Source organism: Pedobacter sp. NJ-S-72 (assembly GCF_053890575.1).
On sequence record NZ_CM132681.1, the window covers coordinates 1,635,004 to 1,653,999 of the forward strand.

Sequence of the window (18,996 nt, forward strand, 5' to 3'; positions counted from 1 at the left end):
GGACTTGTTGTTATGGTCAGTTTACTTGCCGGTTTCTATCCTGCATTGATCATTTCTGGTTTTAGCCCTGCTTTAGCTATCAAGAATAAAATAGCTGTAAACTCAGGAAATATGAGCTTACGCAAAATTCTAATCGTGATACAGTTTTCGATAACGATTATACTGATCATTGGAACTGTTGTGATTTTGCAGCAAATGGATTATGTCCATAAAAAATCATTGGGATTTAATACCAATGCCATTGCAATGATGAATGTCCCCGCAGATAGTTTGAGTCAAACCAAATACAATACTTTTAAAGAACGGGCACAACAAATAAATGGAGTACAGCTTATAAGTTATTGTCAGCGGCCTCCCCTCTCAGGTGATGTAAGTTCTACTAATTTCACTTATAATGGTCATAAAAATGATGATTTCGAACTGAGAACGTCTATGGCAGATGCCGATTATTTTAAAGTTTTTGATTTAAAACTGATTGCCGGAAAGATATTCTTAAAGAGTGACACGAATAATGGTTATGTCGTTAATGAGACCTTTCTTAAAAAAATGAGTATCATCAATCCGCAGGATGCAATAGGTAAAATATTACTTCAAAACGGTCAAAAAGTCCCTATAGTGGGTGTAGTTAGAGATTTTAATGATAAATCGCTCAAAGAGCATATTTCCCCACTGGCAATTTTTTCTCAGAAGAATGCCTATTATAAAATAGCGGTAAAGATGGATAAGGATCAGCTTATGCCAGCGATGAACAAAATGGAAGCTTTGTGGAACAGCACTTTCCCTAATGGGATTTACAGCATCGAATTTGTAAATGATGATATTAACCGGTATTATGAAAGTGAACGCGTCATGGGTATATTATTCCGTGTCTTTGCAGGGATTATCATTTTCATTTCATTCATTGGTTTATTCGGATTAATCTCTTTCGTAGCCACACAGCGTACCAAAGAAGTAGCGATAAGAAAAGTATTAGGTGCATCAACACTGGAATTAGTAAAAATGCTTAATGGCTCGTTTCTATTGATGGTTTTCATAGCCAACCTGGTGGCCTGGCCTCTGGCTTATTTATTTGTCTCCAAATGGTTATCGGGGTTTGCCTACTGCATAGATTTGAGTATATGGCCGTTCGTGCTGGCCTTTGTACTCTCTATGCTGATTACTTTGATCACTGTTAGTATCCGGTCTTATAAAGCTGCTGTTGCCAATACAATTGATGCGCTTAAATATGAGTAATGTTATTTTTTAAATAATAACTTGAATTATAATACCAATTGGTATATTAGTGTTATAATTTAAGAATATGAAAAATGACACTACCCAAATCAGAGAAAGCCTGATCAATCAGCTCGGACAAACAGTAACAGAATCACCGTCAGCATTTATGTTATGGCTCGCACCGGTTGTTAGAGAAATTGATCAGGGCAGTATGACTTTTGAATACTGTATCAGGAAAGAAATGACCAATCCTATCGGGACATTACATGGTGGTGTAACTGCAGCTATAATGGATGACATGATTGGTGCTACTATTATTAGCCTGGGCAGAGAGCATTTTTATACGACGGTCAATAATGCCATAGATTATTTCTCAACAGCGAAAATTGGTGATATTATTACTGGTAAAACAAAAGTAATTAAGGCTGGTCAGCAAATTATAAATGTCCAGTTTGAGTTGTGGAACCTGGAGAAAGAGCGTCTACTGGCAAGAGGTTACTCCAATGCATTAAAAACAGACCATAAAATAAATGGGGCATAGAGCATTAAACTATGCTAATCTGTTTGTAAATTGACTATTCAATTTTTTTCTTTATGCAAAGAGTTCTCTCCTGCTTTAGCTTATTGCTTTTATTTCCTCTGCTTTTACAGGCACAAACCAATTCTCTTAACAACTCTGAAATAAGAAGGGTTGATCATGTGCTTGACTCCTGCATTCAGAAGAATTTCAATGGAGCCGTATTAATAGCAAAAAATGGAAAAATTGAGTATCTGAAATATACTGGAATTGCTAACAGGCATTATGACATTAAATTTTCAGAAAAATCGAGGTTCAAGATATTTTCGATCACTAAAACTTTTACCGCTGTTTTAATTATGCAATTGTATGAACAGGGAAAGATTAACCTGGATTCTACAATATCTGCATACTACCCTGCATATAAGGGTGAAGCAGCTAAAAAAGCCACGATCAGAAACCTTTTGACGTATAGCAGCGGAAGAGATACAAAAGACATGAGAGATGTTTTCGAAGCGTATAGCAATGATATATGGTCTGTTGATGAGTTTATTCAAAAATTCTGTTCCGAAAAGCTGATTGATACCCCAGGAACTAAATTTAATTACAGCAATGGAGATTATATCATTTTAGGCAAGATCATTGAAAACATATACAAGAAACCATATGAAGAAGTATTAAGAGAAAAAATTCTGAGACCTCTTCTATGCACACACAGATTATCTGCATCATCAGGATATCATAAGCGGTATTGATGAGGGATATGATAACGTAGCATCGAGTACAACAAAATTAATAATGCCTACCAATCACTATATTGACAATCATTTTTCTGCCGGGGCGATGTATTCAACACCAGAAGATCTACTGATTTTTGATCAGGCAATTTTCAACCATACGATTCTCAAAAAAAAGAAACTGTTGATCTGATGCTCACTTCTTATGAGAATCTTGGAAATGTAGCAATTGGTTTTTGGGTATACCCAAAAACATTCGGAAAAATAAATACCATATTCGCCGAAAGACAAGGCGCAGGCTATGGTCACAATGCCAATTGGATACATCTTATTGATAAAGGATTAACTTTCATTTTATTATCAAATACCAATACGGTTGATTTAAATAAAATGCGGCTAAACGTTATTTCTGCTTATCTGAGGCAATAGCCATAGCTTATCAATAGCTCATCCGTAAAAAACAGCAATGCTGACTGATGATTAGCTGTACCTACCTGAATAGTCTGCATCTTTTGATAAGCATCATAAACGTATAAAAGCAATTCAGAGGTAACCTTAATCTGATCAGATAATAAGTTTTCCAGAGCAACTGTCTCACCACTTTTAATGATATTAATATAACTAGTCAAATCTGACGTCTGATCAAGAGATTTCAGCTCAGGATTTTCATTCTTCATCAGACTAAGTTTTGTTTTCGATCTGCTCAATAATTTTCTTGAATTCTCAATAGTACAGGACAGCACTTCAGCTATTTCCTGATGTGAATAATCGAAACCCTGGTTTAAGATAAATACAGATCTCCCTTTTGGGTTCAGCTATTCCAGCAAAACCATCAAAAAAACAAAAAACAGGTAAAAAAACTACTCCACAGACTTCAAATATATTAAATGATGAAAATTATTATAACTAAGATTCAACGCTTTAGCCTATAAAAACGGAATAACCTGCTTTATTAGTATTTAAAACGCATTATATTTCATTTTAAAATGATACTTTTGCATCACTGGAAACGGAAACGCTTACAGTATTGTTCTGAAAAGAATGATGATTCCGTAGCTCAGCTGGTAGAGCATTACACTTTTAATGTAGTGGTCCTGGGTTCGAATCCCAGCGGGATCACGAGATGCCTCAATGCAAATTGAGGCATTTTGCATTAAAAAATAGTACTAAATCCCCCTGTATAAATATCACTTCTGTGATATTACCACCATTATAATTATATTTGAATAATTCCTTTAATGAATTATCGGAATTGTTTCTTATACTGTAATGACTTCTATCTAAATATTTTATCCTCATGAAAACATCCTCTATTGTAGACAAACTTTTAAAAAACATGGGTAATATGCATGAGCTAGGCCGTCAGCGAGCATTTGAATTAGGCAATCCATTTTATGCACAGTTTGCAGAAGACAAGGGATATTGGCGTAAAGAGTTGCCAACAGGCGAGAAATATCTTGTTTCTCTGGAAGTGATAACTGATGAAAATGATATGCCTATTGAGGTGAGAGATACGATTATCAAAAGATTGGATTAACATTATGCCTGAATTGTTTTTTTGTAGCTGGCTGTAATGCTGCCGGTAAATCGACATTTATTCGTACAAGGTTAAATGAACTTGAAGGTTTTGAAGTATTGATGACCGATGTGTATAAGGGCCGAACTAAAGATCTAGCCAAACAAAGCATTGATAATGGTAAAGATGTATTGATAGAAACTGTTTTTAATGACGCCTCATTTAAAGATTTAGCTGATTATGCTCGTAATGCTGGTTACAAGACGTCTCTGGTGACTCTTTTTTTAGATAGCATTCAGCAGTCGATTACAAGGGTAGCTCTCCGTGGTATACAACAAAGTGGCTTAACTATATCTGGAAATAACATCAGAATTAATTTCAACGAGAGCTTTAAAAATATAGCGAATTTCTTCTTCTATTTTGACAGATCTGATTTTATTTACACCGGTGAAGGAGAAAGTAAATCAATTGATCATGAGCTTTCAAAATGGAGAATTACTCAAATACCATAGTAATGAATTAATTTACCCTCAAAATTTTGCTAAATATGGATTTAGCAATGGAAGATTAGATCAGCATATTTATGATGTTATTGTTGAAAATAAGAATTTTCATAAACCGAGTTCAAATCAATCAGGAAGAAAATTTAAGATATAAATTTAGATCGCTTTATTTGAAATTATGATGGGTTTTCATAATTTTATTCTATTGCAATTGCAGCTAAAACGTATCGAAAAAAATGGTGAGCGATTGGGTGAGTGAAAATCGAAAACCACATTAAATACTATTTAAACGCTGATTTTAGCACTAGGTGCAAATCCCAGCGGGATCACTGAGAAAAGCTCCACTGAAAAGTGAGGCTTTTTTCTTAAATACTGTCAAAATCAGTACTTGATCCATTTCTATGACGAGTTTAAATTAGCAAAGTCAATAAAAACCTCTCCATTCTCTTATTACTAGAAAAAATAAAACGCACAATTTATTCTACACCCTTGACATTGTCTTAAATTCGGTAGGCCTCATGTTTGTCAATTGGTGAAAATTATTACTGAATGCAGATATATTAGAATATCCAATCTCATAGGCGATTTCGGTCATATTCAGATCGCTGTCTTTAATCAATTCCATAGCCCGAATAATCCTCAACATTTTTATATACTGAATAAAGGTGATGTGAAGTTTTGTCTGAAATAATCTTGTCAGACTTCTTACACTTATACCCCATTGTTTGGCCGTATCTTCTAAGGTAAGGTTTTCATTCAGTACACTTCGAAGCTGACCAACAATGGCTTGGAGCCTCTGATCGTTAGTAGTAGGAAGTTGAATCGAAAACTTTTTAAGGTTTTCTTTAGGCAGCACGTTTTTCAGTGTTGTTAAAAACTCGAATTCCCACGATCCTTTGAAATAATCACCGTGCCATTTTTCGCTAAAAGATAGCATTTCAGATAAGAGCTTACTCCCGGATAAATGCCCAATTCATTATAAAATTCGCCGGAACTTTCTCCCGGAAAATAAATATTTATGATATACAGATCCTGTGTATTGAACATCAAATTATGTGGATAATTTTTAGGTATCCAGATATAATGACTGGACGGAATATAGAAATCCTTTTCGCCTGTTTGCAGGTAAGCAATCCCTCCAAAAACCAATAGTAACTGGGCTTTATCGTGTCGATGTGAAGGCAAACGTTGTTCGGTTTGCTGTCGCACCACCAAGATAGAGTCAGGATTCTGGTCAACACTATCTACAAGTTGCTTAAGAACATCCATATGGCCGAATATAACAAATATTAGGCTTATTATATAAAAAGATACTTTACCAGTATGAATAATTTTGCTATGTAAATAATAATAGAGTCATTATGAAACAGAAAATCACAAACCATAATAAAAGCGTTGAGCTTGTAACACAAGAGAAACCTTGTGATCATGTAGAATCCCATTCAGCAGAAGAAATTGAAGCATTTTAATCTCTTCTGGGTTGCTTATTTTTATCCTTTCATGCCCATGATCGATTTAACCATCGTCTTCAATGAATTAAGAAAGATGGTAAAAAATTGGTTCTTAAATAAAAGAGAACATACAAATCATTTCTAAACTCTTCAAATTTATATTGATCCTCAAGCAATTGAAAAAGGTCAGAATTCTTTTAGATATTGGCCAATTTCTCCAATTCTTCCACGAAGTGGTTCGACAAACGTATCATCGGGATTACGAAGGCCTCAATACAAATTGAGGCTTTTTGTATTAAAACATATTAATTAACCAACTCGATAATTAGCGAGTAACTTTATTTGCATCAGAATCGCAGACCAATGGCAATCCTGCCAATCAGTAAACATATGAAAGAGCAATCCTACCGCAATTATTCTGGTTTTAGGGAACAGTAGTAATATAAAATAAACTGCAATTGCGTAATAAGAATGTAACGGATGATAACCAATACTACACCTGGTCGATCGAAAATTGGTGTTGCCAATAAATGATCAGCGTCTACTATCATAGTACAGACCATGATGAGCCATGCCCGCTTCCATTCTTTTCTAAAAAATAAAAAAGCGATAGCCCCGGGGACTAAAAAATGGAAACTGTAGTGAACAATTGGTTGCAATACATTCATAAAATCACTGTACATATTGCTCAATAAAGGATTTTCTAGTCATAATATGCAGATACGGATAATCTTCAGATAGTTGTCTGCGCTGCTTCAACTGATAAATAAAATGCCCTCCCAAATCAACAATGATTGGATTTTTTGCCTGATACCACACCCGGTGCGGGTGTTTCCAGCAAAATGAGTAATAGTAAGAGGTCAATGGAATCTTCTTAAGCTCCGGATGATGAAAATTCAGAACCCGGGGCCTCCCCTGAAGAAAATCAGACTTTCTGATCATCGACAGGTGGTCAGTATTGCAGAAATCATAATCAACAATTCTGGGATCATCCACATCCGGAAGATTTTTTCAAGACCCGGAAGCCTTTAAATTTTTTTCCATTCAGAATCCATATCAGCTTCGGATAAAAGGCTTCTCTGCTTTTTAGCTCTTCCAGACAAATTGGAGAATTCTGAAATTCAAGCGTAGTGCCACAGGGAGTATGTACATCTGCGCGGTGAATTTCTCCCAATGTTACATCAGAGAAGCTCACCTCCCTGAATACTCGTGGGAAAGCTGCTTTCCAGTCGCGATGCCACTCCGTCTCACCATGATATTTTCTCAAACTCCTCTCCTTTTCTATAAGAGATTCCTTCCCTGGCTGCTTGTTGTCTATGCGTATAGAAGAATTAGGCTCCATATAATCAGGCTGCAGGAATTTAGCAGCACACAAATCTATACTAATATTTTTAGTGAATCAAAATATTAAAAAAATAGTCAGTTTATTGCACTGTCTTCAAAACCTATATTTTAATATCCTGACTATAAAGTGGAATTAATGATTAATTTTCCTATTGTGCGGAGTATTTATAATGAGTTTTTCAAACGCCATAAAATCCAGATCCAGTTTGGCAAGCAGCTGCTGCTTCACTAATGGTTCCTTAATAAAAGAATATTTTTTATACTATTATAAATAATTCTTTTAATATCATTATAGGTAAATTCCGGATATCTGCTGGCCAGCAATACATATTGTTCAGTCAGATTGGTTCTCAGTACCCCTGCATCATCTGAACCGATTACAATGGGTACATTAAATTCTTTATAAAGTGTTACCGGATGACGGTCACCTTTTACTTTCAAAATAAATTCATTACTGAACAGATTAATTTCTACAGCTATCCCCTTTTCTTTCATATAATTCATTAAAGCATAGCTATTTGCTTCATACGGCATATCTACACCATGTCCAATACGTGAAGCACCCGCATCATAAACAGCCGAACTAATATGCCAGGTCAATTCTTCGGGTTTAACCAGACCAAGCGCAAGTTCACCTGCATGCAATGTATATTTAACTTCAGATTTTTTTTTATGACAGTAGCTGAACATCTGCATATGTAACCAATAGTCACGCATAGCTACCTCATTATTTTCCGGAGAAAGAATGTTTACGCCAACTATAAGCGGGTTTTTACTAGCCGCCTCAAAAGCTAACAGCAGCCGTTTGAAAACTTCACTGGCTCCAAGAGTTCTTACAGTATACGTCTGGTAACGCATGATAAATGAATCGTCGTCGATATGCAGCGAGTTATGTAGTTTGTTAATCGTATTTACACTAAAGTTATCCGCACAGGAAACAATATTTCTCTCCATAAGCTTACCATAAAGCATATCCAGGAGTGCCTCACAGTGCTGCTTATCTTTTTGCTGAAGTACAATGCGAAATTTCGGATCGAATTGTAGACTCAGGTCATCTGTACGATCACATTTAACAGAGGCAAGCATAGTTTCTATATAGCTCACATGTTCCCTCACAGCCCGGTTCTTTATCTCCAGTAATCCAGAATCGATATTTTTTTTCACTTGCAATATGCAATATCAAAACTCGGGAAAGTTTCGAAAAATTGCTTATCGGAAGGAATACTGACGTTATTATAATCTTTAACAGACCATTTTTTTAAAAGCCTGAATTTATATTCCGCTGATTGACCATCTTTTTCAAGGGAGCTGAACCTAGTCCAGTCTCTATCATTTGATGGTTTCTTTTCAGCTATTTCAAGTGTTTCCCTGTGTATAAAATAATCCTTTTCGACAATATAATCAATGAAGGTTTCTGCATAAACAGAACCGCTATAATGATGATGAAGATCACCACCCTTAGGCATTTGCGAAAAGAAAGCAGTAAGCTTTGCTGGATTGTTCCTGATTTTCTCCAGATAGTTACTTACTGATTGGGCATGTGCATGAAATAAAAAAAAGGCAAAAAATACAGTTAAATACTTTCTCATTAACTAGGTTGGATTGTTAACAGCTAAAAACAGTTGGCTTAAATAATATCCAAACATACTATAGATATTTCAATAACAATAGTAGAGATTGGGCAATTTCTCCTAATATCCCACAATTTTTGTTCGATAAATAGAAACGACAGGAGCTTACCAAACTATGAGCGTCTGATTAAAACACATTGTATATCAGCCTAAGTAAATCTTTTTACTTCAGCCTCGAAAACTGCTTAATATATTGCCGCAGGTCTCTCTATAGTTGCGATAATAGGAGTAATATCATTAAATTTGCCGGCCGAAGGCACTAAAGGCCTTGAATACTTTAAAAATTACAAAAAATATAAATGGAAGAAAACGATTTTGTATCCATCTGGCTTGAAGAAACCGGAAACCCCGCTATAGAGGAATTAACCCAGTTGAATCTGGACATTGCCAGTAAAGCTGTAAAAACGTTAGCCGATAAAGGCCTTTCAGAAAATGACCTCGCTGTCTCTCTGGACATCAATCCAGACGAAATCAAAAGGTGGCTGATGGGCAGGCATTCTTTCAGTATAAAGACAATAAAGGAAATCTCTGGTACGCTGGCAGATTATTCTTGCTTTTCTTAAAAAAATACATTTAGACATTGTTTTGGGTGTAACTGGGAATACTTTAACATCAATTTTCGCACTATTCTGATCTTTAGCAATTTTTGCAGGAATAAGGTTACAATTCTGATTTTTTACCCCAACTATTAAACCCGGGGTATAGATAAATTAATAGCTAAAATAAATCAGGTTATTAATAAAACAATATGAATTAAACCTTGTAATAATTTTGTGGCTTAATTGTTTTATATGGTCAATATGTTAAATTTATTTAAACCAACTAATTTATTAACAATGACATCAAGACGTTCGTTCCTGAAAAGTAGTGCAATGCTGTCAGCCGGCTTATTAATAGCTCCCGGATTATTTGCAGCAAAAAAAAAAAAGATATGTAGGTTTACAACTTTATACTGTACGCGATGCAATGGCTAAGGATCCTATTGGCTCCCTGGCTAAGGTTGCTAAGGTAGGCTTTAACTCAGTTGAAGGTGCCACATATACCGGTAGCCAGAAAAATTCTATGGAATGCCTCCTGCAGAATTTAAAAAGGTTTTAAACGATAACGGCCTGATTATGCCAAGTGCCCACTTTATGCTTGGCGAAGGAATGCCCGGTACGAAAGGAACTATTAGCAACGACTGGCAAAAAGCCGTTGACGATGCAAGTGCGGCAGGCATTAAATATATGGTTTGTGCCTATTTACTTGACAGCGAACGCGGAACGCTTGATCATTATAAAGAAACTGCTGAAAAGCTAAATAAAGCTGGCGAAATTACCAGGAAATCGGGTATACAACTCTGCTATCATAACCACGATTTTGAATTCATAACGGAAAATGGCAAATACCCATACGACATATTACTGAACAGCACAGATGCCGGGCTTGTAAAAATGGAAATGGATATTTATTGGATGTACAAAGCTAAGCAAGATCCTATCGCGATGTTTAAGAAGCACCCCGGACGTTTCCCGTTATGGCACGTAAAAGATATGGACAACACGCCAAAACAGATGTTTACTGAGGTTGGTAATGGTGTTATTCCTTTCAAGAATGTTTTTGCAAATGCTAAAACGGCGGGATTAAAGTATTTCTTTAACGAGCAGGATATTTGTCCAGGCGATCCGTTTGATAGTATCACCAAAAGCTACAATTACATTAAAGCAAATAATTTTCACGTGTAATTTAGAGCGGTGGAAATTAAAATTTAAATATTAAGCTGTAATCGATTGTGTTAATTATTATAGTTCTTATAATAATTAACACGCAAACTCAGAAGAATTATGGTCCGGATCACCCCCCAAAAAAGGATGATCCGGTTTGTATTCAGCATAGTATATATCCAACCAGCAAAACGATTGTTGGGTGACTTGTAATACTGGTTGCTACAATCTGAGAATAATCATGCTATGCAAATGATAAAATAGTATCCTTAACCTTCCTGAAATCAGCAGGTGAAATCCCAGAGTAATTTTTAAAGAAACGCGTAAAATAGGCAAGGCTTTCAAAGTTTAGGACGTCAGAAATTTCCCGGATAGTCTGAGGAGTATATTTCAGCAAAAACCTGGCTTCCCGGATAATCCTGTAATGGATCATACGAAGTGCAGTTTGATCGGTGTTTTCCCTAATAACTTCTCCAAGAAATCTCGGACTAACATTTAAAAGATCAGCATACTCCCTAATGGTTTTAATACTATGAAAATGTTCATCAATCAGTCTTTGATACGCTCTGACCAGTTGCTTACTGCTGGACAAATTCGAATCTGGTGAAGCGGGACGCACTGTGCAGAGCCTGTTCACCTTATGTAGCAATTCGATAATCTGATTCTGAATAATCTGTTTACTGAAAGTAGCACGAAGATGGCATTCCAGATTAATCTGGTTAAAACATCCTCTGACCATATCAAAATCAGCATCGCTAAGTTCAAAAGGAGGAACCAACTCTGGCTTCATGTTTAGCAGGTGCACAATATTATCCTGGACAATCTGGTTATCAGGATAAAATGATGGCAAAAGTAATTACAAAGCAGCGGAAATCAGGACTTACCTCAAAAACTACCTGATTCTGATTTGGTTTTACAACGTGTATAGAATATACCGGCACCCTGAACATATGCTGTCCAATGATTTTCATGCACTGACCACCCATACACAACACAATGGAATAAAACCTTGATTTAAAAGGAACGTTTTCTAAACCGCCACTCCTTACTTCAGATAACATAAAGTCTTCGAAAACTTCAACATATTGATTATCCTGACTAAGATAACCGAAAGGCGAAGGGTTATTAAGTAAACAGTCTTTTTTAGCAATCATAATGGGGAACTTTGATTGAATAAACGATTACAAACACAAAATAGGTATAAATATCCCAACGAAAATAAAAAAAAAAAAAATATATACTAAACACTGCAATCACACAAAATTCAGGATCAATCAAGAAAGCAACACCTCAAATCATTTCCAGGACAGAAAAAAAAACAACACTGTTTCACTTTATTCACCGGAAATATAGAGTATTTAACCCAAATTTATAAAATTATGCAAAATATTTATCCAGTCCCGTAAGCAGCTTTTTTCTTATTGATGCCTCTGCTGCAACAGTAACTAATACTGTTATACCTATTAAACATACTTCAATATGTACTTTACATTAATGTAAATAAAAATCAAAAACCCGGTAGTCTATGCAGACTACCGGGTTTCATACAATATTAATGTTCTGACTGAAACACTATTTGCTAAGACTTACCAGGCTCAGGCTGTCAGCAAACTGACGTTCAAGATCTATTTTTCCAAATACTAATCTCGATGAAGTACTAGCTGTTGCTGCAAAATTCTTTGTATTTAGTTTCGATGCATCATCTTTGATGGAGGTCAAAAGAGCTGTTGATCCGCTTAATTTTAAAGAAGATTCATCTTTAATCACGGTATATATATCCCTAGCTGTTACTTCAACATTTGCCTTTGCTTCATTTTGCAGAAAAATCTGAAGGTTGGTCAGCTCTAAGCGGCCGTTAGATTTTACAATCGCATTGCCGGAAGCATCAATCCTTACCAGGTTTTTTACGGTTAGATATACATCTACCATCTGATCACCCGTAGCACTAATCAGCAGTTTCTGTCCTTGTCTTTTTAAAGAAACTTTTTCGCCTGACTGATTTGTTTCTATGCTGATGTTTTCTTTATTTCCCTGACTTAAGTATACTCTTACATTCCCTTCTACTTTGATCATGCTAAAATTAGCTGTATTCATCAGGACTGGTGGGTTCTTATCACCATCTTTTGCATAAGTTGCAAATGCAGATGAAGTTAAAACGATAGCGGTTAAAGCTGTTGCGAGTAAGGTTTTGATAGCAGTTTTCATATCTTTATGTTTTTAAGTTTTTTAAATTCTTTTGTACATAAGATACCCACAGGACGAAAACGTTTCACCGGTTTTTTACCTATTAGACCAACAGGAGTATTACCATCGACAAACGGACAAATATTGACGACAAATCCTTTAACAAAGAATTGATTTTTTGGCCCGGATTTTTTTATGGCTATAAGAACACCTCACTCATTACAGCCTCATCCCCAGAATTCTATACCGGTATAATATCTACATGAAAATTTAATAAAAACAATTACTTTTGAGTATAGCGTTTAAACAAAAAAAAATATGTTTTTCTTGTTTTATAAGAAACCAGTTATCATTCAATTTATGAAGTATCTTTCTTTACTCTTTCTAATTGTTTTCCTTTCTGCCTGCTCAAAGAAAGAAGCATATTGCCAGGCAGTGATCAGAATCTGCTGTGTATTTAAATATTAACCGTTAATTCTTCACAAGTAAGCGCAAAATAAAGATTCTGAATCTGGTGAACATATTGCAATTTATAATCTAACATAGCTATCTCTCCATCCATCGGTTGTAAACTATCATTTAATACGAACTGATGACCATTCTTCTTTTCCAGTACATAAGTGATTTCATTTCCTTCTTCATATTCAAACTCAAATCGCTCAAAACCAAATTTTCACCAGCCATTCTTCTGTTAGAAGAATCGGGTCCATCATTCCTGCCGAATCAATATCAGATCCATATGGTATTTGTTCAGGATGACCGTGATCCAATGTATAATTCCCAATTCTTAGTTCGCTTGCTTCCATAATCTATTCTTAACCTGCAAAAGTAAAATAAAAGATCGCTTTCTATACCTGGAAGACTTAACAAAAGTTAATTAATAAACAGGCAATTTCAAATATATCTGTTGATCAGGTTTTCAAGGTACTCCTGCTTGCCGCTGCGAACTCCTGGCTCCCCATTTTTCACGGCATAATTCCTTAAATCTTCTAAACTTAATTTACCCTGCTCAAAATCAGCCCCTTTCCCACTATCAAAGGAGGCGTATCTATCAGTTCTTATCTTTTTATAATCTGATTTTTGAAGAATAGCATCTGCAGTAACTAAAGCCCTTGCAAAAATGTCCATACCACCAATATGGGCATAAAATAAATCGGCAGGATCATCAGTCGAATTTTTCTACGGATTTTAGCATCAAAATTTACACCTCCGCCTTTTAATCCGCCACCTTCTAAAATAATTAACATGGCCTCGGTCAGTTCATTGATATCGTTAGGAAACTGATCTGTATCCCAGCCATTCTGATAATCACCCCTGTTCGCATCAATTGACCCAAGTAAATCACTATCAGCTGCTACCTGCAATTCATGCTGAAAAGTGTGTCCGGCCAGAGTAGCATGGTTCACTTCGATGTTGAGTTTAAAGTCAGCAAGCAGATCATACTCCTGTAAAAAACTTTTTACTGTTGCCGAGTCGTAGTCATACTGATGTTTAGAGGGTTCACATGGTTTAGGTTCGATAAAAAATGTCCCTTTAAACCCTTCTTTTCTGGCATAATCTTTAGCTGTATGAAGAAATCTGGCCAAATGTTCCTGCTCACGCTTCATGTTCGTATTCAACAAACTCATATACCCTTCTCTTCCCCCCAAAAAACATAATTCTCACCGCCAAGTGCATGCATATAGTTGCATCTAAAGCTGCTTTTACCTGTGCTGCACCATGAGCCAGTACGTGAAAATCAGGATTGGTTGATGCCCCATTCATATAGCGTTTGTGGCTGAATAAATTGGCTGTTCCCCAAAGTAATTTCACTCCGCTGCTGGTTTGCTTTTCTTTAGCATACTCGACTAAAACCTGTAGTCTGCGTTCATTCTCTGCAATATCATTCCCATAATCGACTACATCTACATCGTGAAAACAATAATAAGGCAATTGCATTTTGGTGATAAATTCAAAAGCAGCATCCATTTTATCTTTTGCCCTTTCCACTGCATCTTTCTTTTCGTCCCATGGAAAAACATGTGTTGCTCCTCCAAAAGGATCAGCGCCATTACCATTAAATGAATGCCAATAAGCACAAGCAAACTTAAAATGCTCGTTCATGGTTTTTCCTGCTACTATTTTATTTGCGTCATACCATCTAAAAGCCAGCGGATTATCACTCTGCAAACCTTCAAACTGCACTTGATTTATTCCCTTAAAAAAAACTCCTTTACTCCTGTTACTACTTTTGTCATCTTGTTTTTTTTTTTATCAGTATTTATAGCGCTTTGTCTAAAATATTTTTCCATTCGATGTATAAAGGCTCATAGGCCGCCGCATTTTGGGGCGTCAGATACCTGACCGGCTCATGCCGGGTAAATGCGTCTCTGGCACTTTCGAAAATCCCTGAACCTATCCCTGCTCCCAGAGCCGCTCCTACACTTCCATCATTTTCATACAGCTCTACAGGAATCCCGGTTACATCAACAAAAGTCTGGGCAAAGACCTCACTCAGAAACAGATTGGCTATTCCGGCTCTGATCACTTTTGGCCGCATTCCATTTTCCCTCATGATATCTAATCCGTAACGAAAAGCAAAAGCTATCCCTTCCTGTACAGCTCTGAATATTTCAGGTTGCCCATGCAGATTAAGGTCAATTCCTACTAACTGTGCACCTGTGTATTTGTTATTCAGCATCCGTTCGGCCCCATTGCCAAAAGGCATCACTTTCAGGCCTTTGCTTCCAATAGGCGCAGTTGCTGCAAGCTCATTAAGTGCATTATAAGAAAGAGCCGGTGCGAAATTATGTTTTGCCCATCTGTACATACTTCCTGTTCCATTGATACATAACAATACACCTGTATGTTTTTGTTCTTTAGAATAAGTAACATGGGCAAAAGTGTTCACCCGTGACTGAGGGTCATAAGTCAAATCGTCACTGACCCCATAAATTACACCGGAAGTTCCGGCAGTCGCAGCAACCTCTCCAGGTCTTATCACATTTAAAGAAAGCGCATTATTAGGCTGGTCACCTGATTTATAGGCAACGGGAATTCCTTCCTTTAACCCTAATAACACAGCGATGTCCTTTTTAAGCTGCCCGTGTACAGAAAAAAGTGGCTGGATGTCTGGGATTAAACTTTCATCAAAGCCATAATGTTCCATTACCTCTTTTGATAATTCATCGTTACGAAAAATCCCAAAAAACACCCCCTCAGACAGTGCCGCAATACTCGTTGTGATACTTCCAGTAAGTTTCATCGCGATAAAATCCCCGGGCAGCATGACTTTAGCTATCTTTTTATAAACCTCAGGCTCATTGTTCTTTACCCATGCTAATTTTGCAGCTGTAAAATTTCCGGGAGAATTTAATAGATGATGCAAACATTTTGCCTGCCCTATCTGCGTAAAAGCATCCTCACCAAGCTCAACTGCCCGGCTATCACACCAGATTATACTGTCGCGCAATACGTTCTGATCTTTATCTACAATAACCAATCCATGCATCTGATAGGCAATACCGATAGCCTTTATATCCTCAGGATTAAAAACCCCCGTTGCATTTAACCGAAGGATGGCCTGAATAGCATTTTGCCACCATTCATCCGGTGACTGCTCTGCCCAACCGGGTTGGAGAGATTGAATTTGCACCTCCTCATCAGGATACTGCGCTGTGGCCACACGTTTCCGGGTTACTATTAACAATAGAAACTTTGATAGAAGATGTGCCTATATCTATACCTAGTAAATACATATCCGCTAAGCCCAGGCTTTATCGCCTTTTTTATAAGAAACAGATCCCTCATATTTACCGGGTACGGCGATATAGCGCATTGCCTTTGTACAACCGGGTTCTGAGGTGAAATACCCAAGAAGTGTTAATTGCTTCATCATGGTAAAATAATGAGATGGTAACTCTCCTCTTTTTGACTGATAGTCTTTTGCTTCTTTATCCAGTTCTGTTAACAACGATAACCTTTGCTGTGCAGTAGCCTTCATAAATTCAGAGCCATGCATCTTTTCACTTGCCGCATTGAGTTTACTAATACCTTCCATAAAAACTTTCTGATCCCTTTCTTCATAACAGTCATTCACCATAACGGCCATGAAAGCACCAATTTTAGCTGCTTTAGCACCCGGACTTTGAGTTGCTGGTAATATCGTATCTGAAACCTCGTCCAGAAAATCCAGATCCTGCTGGCTAAAGATGACGTTGTTTTTCAGCTTTCCCTTTTCAGGACTACAACCAGTAAGCAAAGCATTACCTCCAATAATAACCCCGCCAGTAAGCAGGGCAATTTTTTTAAAAGTTCTCTCCTTTCCATATGCTTAAATATTATTTTTCTTTAATTCACTTACCGCATAATCTACTGCTCTTGCTGTTAATGCCATATAGGTCAGCGAAGGATTCTGACAGGCCGATGAAGTCATACAAGCACCGTCAGTTACAAATACATTCATACAGTCCCAAATCTGGTTCCATTTGTTCAAAAAACTGATGTTTTTGGATCTCTCCCCATTCTTGCTGTTCCCATCTCATGGATTCCATGTCCTAAAGCATGGCCATTATCCCAGGTACTGATATTTTTTATCCCTGAGGCATCAAACATGGCTCTCATTTCTTCCTGCATATCTTTACGCATTTTAAACTCGTTCTCTTTCAGTTCTGCATCCATCGCCAGCACAGGCAGCCCCCACTTATCTTTCTTATTTTTATCCAGCGAAACCATATTTTCATGGTACGGAAGTATTTCGCCAAACCCGGTTGCTCCAATAGTCCATTTGCCCGGCTCTGTCAAAGCATCCTTAAAATCACCTCCAATATTCAATTCGGCAATCTCCCTGCCCCATCCTTCTCTGCTTGCACCTCCCTGATATCCAAAACCCCGCAGATAATCTCTTTTATCTCCACCTAAATTCACAAACCTTGGGATATAAAACCCATTAGCCCTTCTTCCAAATACATATTGATCTTCATACCCCTCAACGCTTCCTGATGCACCAACATTATAATGATGATCCATCACATTATGACCTAGTTCACCGCTGCTGCTCCCTAAACCACCTGGCCAGACATCAGTTGCAGAATTAAACAAGATCCAGGCAGTATTTAAGGTAGAAGCACATAAGAAAACGATCTTACTTTTAAACTCATAGGTTTGATTTGTTTCAGTATCCAGTATCTCTACCCCTGTTGCTTTTTTGGTATCCGGATCATATAAGACCTGTTTTACTAAAGAATAAGGCCGAACAGTAAGATTCCCGGTTTTCATTGCTGCTGGTAAGGTAGAAGACTGTGTACTAAAATAGCCACCAAATGGACATCCTTCCCAACACCTGTTCCTGAACTGACATTTTGTTCTTCCAGGGATCTCTGCTGTTAGATTTGCCACTCTTCCAATAATTAAATGTCTCTTTTCATGATATTCCTTTTTTATTCTTTCTGCCATATCCTTCTCCACACAATTCAGTTCCATAGGTGGCAGAAAATGCCCGTCAGGTAATTGAGCAAGGTTTTCTATAGATCCACTAATTCCTGCAAATTTTTCCACATGGTCATACCATGGTGCAAGATCTGCATAACCAATCGGCCATGGAGTGGCAATACCGTCCTTCTCATTACCTTCAAAATCCATCTGGCTCCAGCGATAAGATTGTCTGCCCCATAAAATAGACCGGCCACCCATACGGTAACTGCCCACCAGGTAAAAGGCTTAGTTTCTGTATAAGGGCAATCTTCCTCATTTGCCCAGGCATCGATTACCGCTTCTGAGGCTGCCCAGCCCCGATGAATGACTGGATTTTTTTTTTTTTCTGTTCGACTGTCGTCCCTCCGCGGTGTTCAAATTCCCAGGGGTTTTTCTGAGCAGTCTTATAATCTTTTACATGATCATAAGGCCCTCCTCGTTCTAACATCAAAACTTTTAACCCTTTTTCACAAAGTTCCTTTGCGGCCCAGCCACCGCTGATGCCAGAACCAACTACAATTGCGTCGTATGTATTATCCTTCATAACCGACTTTTATTGAAATTTTATTCAAAAAAAAATATATTTGGTTTTTATTCTTTTAAAATTATTGCAGCGTCAAAGAATTCGTTAGTTTTAAATCTACAGAATTAGAGAACCTCCGTTCAACCGTTATTTATTAAAAAAAATATGCTATCTGATCAATTATTAGATTTAATAGGGATATTTAACGTCAGATAGCAGTT

Annotated in this window: 22 protein-coding genes, 1 tRNA gene and 4 pseudogenes; 10 read left to right on the top strand and 17 right to left on the bottom strand. The window is 37.0% G+C overall.

The annotated features are described in order from the left end of the window. The first annotated feature begins 12 nt into the window (after positions 1 to 12). The 4 genes from ACWYN3_RS10850 to ACWYN3_RS10865 all read left to right on the top strand — a co-directional run bounded on the left by ACWYN3_RS10850 (position 13) and on the right by ACWYN3_RS10865 (position 2,898). Positions 13 to 1,233: an ABC transporter permease gene (locus ACWYN3_RS10850; protein WP_456221158.1), complete on the top strand. Its 1,221-nt coding sequence runs from the start codon at positions 13 to 15 to the stop codon at positions 1,231 to 1,233. A gap of 67 nt (positions 1,234 to 1,300) precedes the next feature. Next, the gene (locus tag ACWYN3_RS10855; protein ID WP_456221159.1) at positions 1,301 to 1,756 is read left to right on the top strand and encodes a PaaI family thioesterase; all 456 of its coding nucleotides are present in this window, start codon (positions 1,301 to 1,303) and stop codon (positions 1,754 to 1,756) included. Between the two features lie 53 nt (positions 1,757 to 1,809). After that, positions 1,810 to 2,487 (top strand): serine hydrolase domain-containing protein, encoded by a 678-nt coding sequence (locus ACWYN3_RS10860; protein WP_456221160.1) that lies wholly within the window; start codon positions 1,810 to 1,812, stop codon positions 2,485 to 2,487. 174 nt (positions 2,488 to 2,661) lie between these two features. After that, the gene (locus ACWYN3_RS10865; RefSeq protein ID WP_456221161.1) at positions 2,662 to 2,898 is read left to right on the top strand and encodes a hypothetical protein; all 237 of its coding nucleotides are present in this window, start codon (positions 2,662 to 2,664) and stop codon (positions 2,896 to 2,898) included. Here ACWYN3_RS10865 and ACWYN3_RS10870 read toward each other — a convergent pair. Continuing rightward, positions 2,883 to 3,146 (bottom strand): hypothetical protein, encoded by a 264-nt coding sequence (locus ACWYN3_RS10870; protein WP_456221162.1) that lies wholly within the window; start codon positions 3,144 to 3,146, stop codon positions 2,883 to 2,885. The genes ACWYN3_RS10865 and ACWYN3_RS10870 overlap by 16 nt on opposite strands. Before the next feature lie 18 nt (positions 3,147 to 3,164). Continuing rightward, positions 3,165 to 3,284: pseudogene (locus ACWYN3_RS10875) on the bottom strand (sigma factor-like helix-turn-helix DNA-binding protein); the annotation flags it as partial. A 231-nt stretch (positions 3,285 to 3,515) separates the two neighbouring features. Between ACWYN3_RS10875 and ACWYN3_RS10880 the strand changes: the two are divergent. The 3 genes from ACWYN3_RS10880 to ACWYN3_RS10890 all read left to right on the top strand — a co-directional run bounded on the left by ACWYN3_RS10880 (position 3,516) and on the right by ACWYN3_RS10890 (position 4,497). Beyond that, a tRNA-Lys gene (locus ACWYN3_RS10880) sits at positions 3,516 to 3,588 on the top strand. 178 nt (positions 3,589 to 3,766) lie between these two features. Continuing rightward, entirely contained in the window at positions 3,767 to 4,006 is a 240-nt protein-coding gene (locus ACWYN3_RS10885) for a hypothetical protein (RefSeq protein WP_456221163.1), read from the top strand. 101 nt (positions 4,007 to 4,107) lie between these two features. Then, positions 4,108 to 4,497 carry a zeta toxin family protein gene (locus ACWYN3_RS10890; RefSeq protein WP_456221164.1) on the top strand — a complete coding sequence of 130 codons (390 nt, stop codon included), beginning with the start codon at positions 4,108 to 4,110 and terminating at the stop codon, positions 4,495 to 4,497. A gap of 472 nt (positions 4,498 to 4,969) precedes the next feature. On the opposite strand, the gene ACWYN3_RS10895 is transcribed toward ACWYN3_RS10890, so the two are convergent. From ACWYN3_RS10895 to ACWYN3_RS10925, 7 genes and pseudogenes are all read right to left on the bottom strand, one after another. Then, on the bottom strand, positions 4,970 to 5,344 hold the full coding sequence (locus ACWYN3_RS10895) for a helix-turn-helix transcriptional regulator (RefSeq protein WP_456221165.1): 375 nt from the start codon (positions 5,342 to 5,344) through the stop codon (positions 4,970 to 4,972). A gap of 14 nt (positions 5,345 to 5,358) precedes the next feature. Continuing rightward, positions 5,359 to 5,757: a cupin domain-containing protein gene (locus ACWYN3_RS10900; protein WP_456221166.1), complete on the bottom strand. Its 399-nt coding sequence runs from the start codon at positions 5,755 to 5,757 to the stop codon at positions 5,359 to 5,361. Positions 5,758 to 6,248: 491 nt separating this feature from the next. Further along, a pseudogene (locus ACWYN3_RS10905) lies at positions 6,249 to 6,622 on the bottom strand (DUF6122 family protein). Then, the gene (locus tag ACWYN3_RS10910) at positions 6,612 to 6,935 is read right to left on the bottom strand and encodes a hypothetical protein (RefSeq protein WP_456221167.1); all 324 of its coding nucleotides are present in this window, start codon (positions 6,933 to 6,935) and stop codon (positions 6,612 to 6,614) included. Before ACWYN3_RS10910 ends, ACWYN3_RS10905 begins: the two are co-directional and overlap by 11 nt. Beyond that, entirely contained in the window at positions 6,928 to 7,314 is a 387-nt protein-coding gene (locus tag ACWYN3_RS10915) for a hypothetical protein (RefSeq protein WP_456221168.1), read from the bottom strand. The genes ACWYN3_RS10910 and ACWYN3_RS10915 overlap by 8 nt, the downstream gene beginning before the upstream one ends. Positions 7,315 to 7,511: 197 nt before the next feature. Continuing rightward, positions 7,512 to 8,447: a hypothetical protein gene (locus tag ACWYN3_RS10920; protein ID WP_456221169.1), complete on the bottom strand. Its 936-nt coding sequence runs from the start codon at positions 8,445 to 8,447 to the stop codon at positions 7,512 to 7,514. Continuing rightward, positions 8,444 to 8,872 carry a hypothetical protein gene (locus ACWYN3_RS10925; RefSeq protein WP_456221170.1) on the bottom strand — a complete coding sequence of 143 codons (429 nt, stop codon included), beginning with the start codon at positions 8,870 to 8,872 and terminating at the stop codon, positions 8,444 to 8,446. Before ACWYN3_RS10925 ends, ACWYN3_RS10920 begins: the two co-directional genes overlap by 4 nt. Before the next feature lie 341 nt (positions 8,873 to 9,213). Here ACWYN3_RS10925 and ACWYN3_RS10930 point away from each other — a divergent pair, with 341 nt between their 5' ends. The 3 genes from ACWYN3_RS10930 to ACWYN3_RS10940 all read left to right on the top strand — a co-directional run bounded on the left by ACWYN3_RS10930 (position 9,214) and on the right by ACWYN3_RS10940 (position 10,638). Continuing rightward, positions 9,214 to 9,477 (top strand): hypothetical protein, encoded by a 264-nt coding sequence (locus ACWYN3_RS10930; protein WP_456221171.1) that lies wholly within the window; start codon positions 9,214 to 9,216, stop codon positions 9,475 to 9,477. Positions 9,478 to 9,750: 273 nt separating this feature from the next. Then, positions 9,751 to 9,888: a twin-arginine translocation signal domain-containing protein gene (locus ACWYN3_RS10935; protein WP_456221172.1), complete on the top strand. Its 138-nt coding sequence runs from the start codon at positions 9,751 to 9,753 to the stop codon at positions 9,886 to 9,888. 93 nt (positions 9,889 to 9,981) lie between these two features. Then, entirely contained in the window at positions 9,982 to 10,638 is a 657-nt protein-coding gene (locus ACWYN3_RS10940; RefSeq protein WP_456221173.1) for a sugar phosphate isomerase/epimerase family protein, read from the top strand. A gap of 223 nt (positions 10,639 to 10,861) precedes the next feature. Here the strand turns inward: ACWYN3_RS10940 and ACWYN3_RS10945 are convergent, their stop codons facing one another. From ACWYN3_RS10945 to ACWYN3_RS10980, 8 genes and pseudogenes are all read right to left on the bottom strand, one after another. After that, positions 10,862 to 11,467, bottom strand: coding sequence for a helix-turn-helix domain-containing protein (locus tag ACWYN3_RS10945; protein WP_456221174.1), 606 nt, complete (start codon positions 11,465 to 11,467; stop codon positions 10,862 to 10,864). Next, entirely contained in the window at positions 11,448 to 11,771 is a 324-nt protein-coding gene (locus tag ACWYN3_RS10950; RefSeq protein WP_456221175.1) for a hypothetical protein, read from the bottom strand. The genes ACWYN3_RS10945 and ACWYN3_RS10950 overlap by 20 nt, the downstream gene beginning before the upstream one ends. 418 nt (positions 11,772 to 12,189) lie before the next feature. Beyond that, positions 12,190 to 12,822, bottom strand: coding sequence for a GIN domain-containing protein (locus tag ACWYN3_RS10955; RefSeq protein WP_456221176.1), 633 nt, complete (start codon positions 12,820 to 12,822; stop codon positions 12,190 to 12,192). Positions 12,823 to 13,460: 638 nt separating this feature from the next. Next, a complete protein-coding gene (locus ACWYN3_RS10960; RefSeq protein ID WP_456221177.1) occupies positions 13,461 to 13,607 on the bottom strand; it encodes a hypothetical protein in 147 nt (48 codons plus the stop codon). 88 nt (positions 13,608 to 13,695) lie between these two features. Next, positions 13,696 to 15,038 (bottom strand): annotated as a pseudogene (gene xylA / locus ACWYN3_RS10965) (xylose isomerase). 23 nt (positions 15,039 to 15,061) lie between these two features. Beyond that, a complete protein-coding gene (locus tag ACWYN3_RS10970) occupies positions 15,062 to 16,465 on the bottom strand; it encodes a xylulokinase (protein ID WP_456221178.1) in 1,404 nt (467 codons plus the stop codon). Between the two features lie 78 nt (positions 16,466 to 16,543). Next, positions 16,544 to 17,041 (bottom strand): gluconate 2-dehydrogenase subunit 3 family protein, encoded by a 498-nt coding sequence (locus ACWYN3_RS10975; RefSeq protein WP_456221179.1) that lies wholly within the window; start codon positions 17,039 to 17,041, stop codon positions 16,544 to 16,546. A 72-nt stretch (positions 17,042 to 17,113) separates the two neighbouring features. Further along, positions 17,114 to 18,796: pseudogene (locus ACWYN3_RS10980) on the bottom strand (GMC oxidoreductase). Positions 18,797 to 18,996 lie beyond the last annotated feature (200 nt).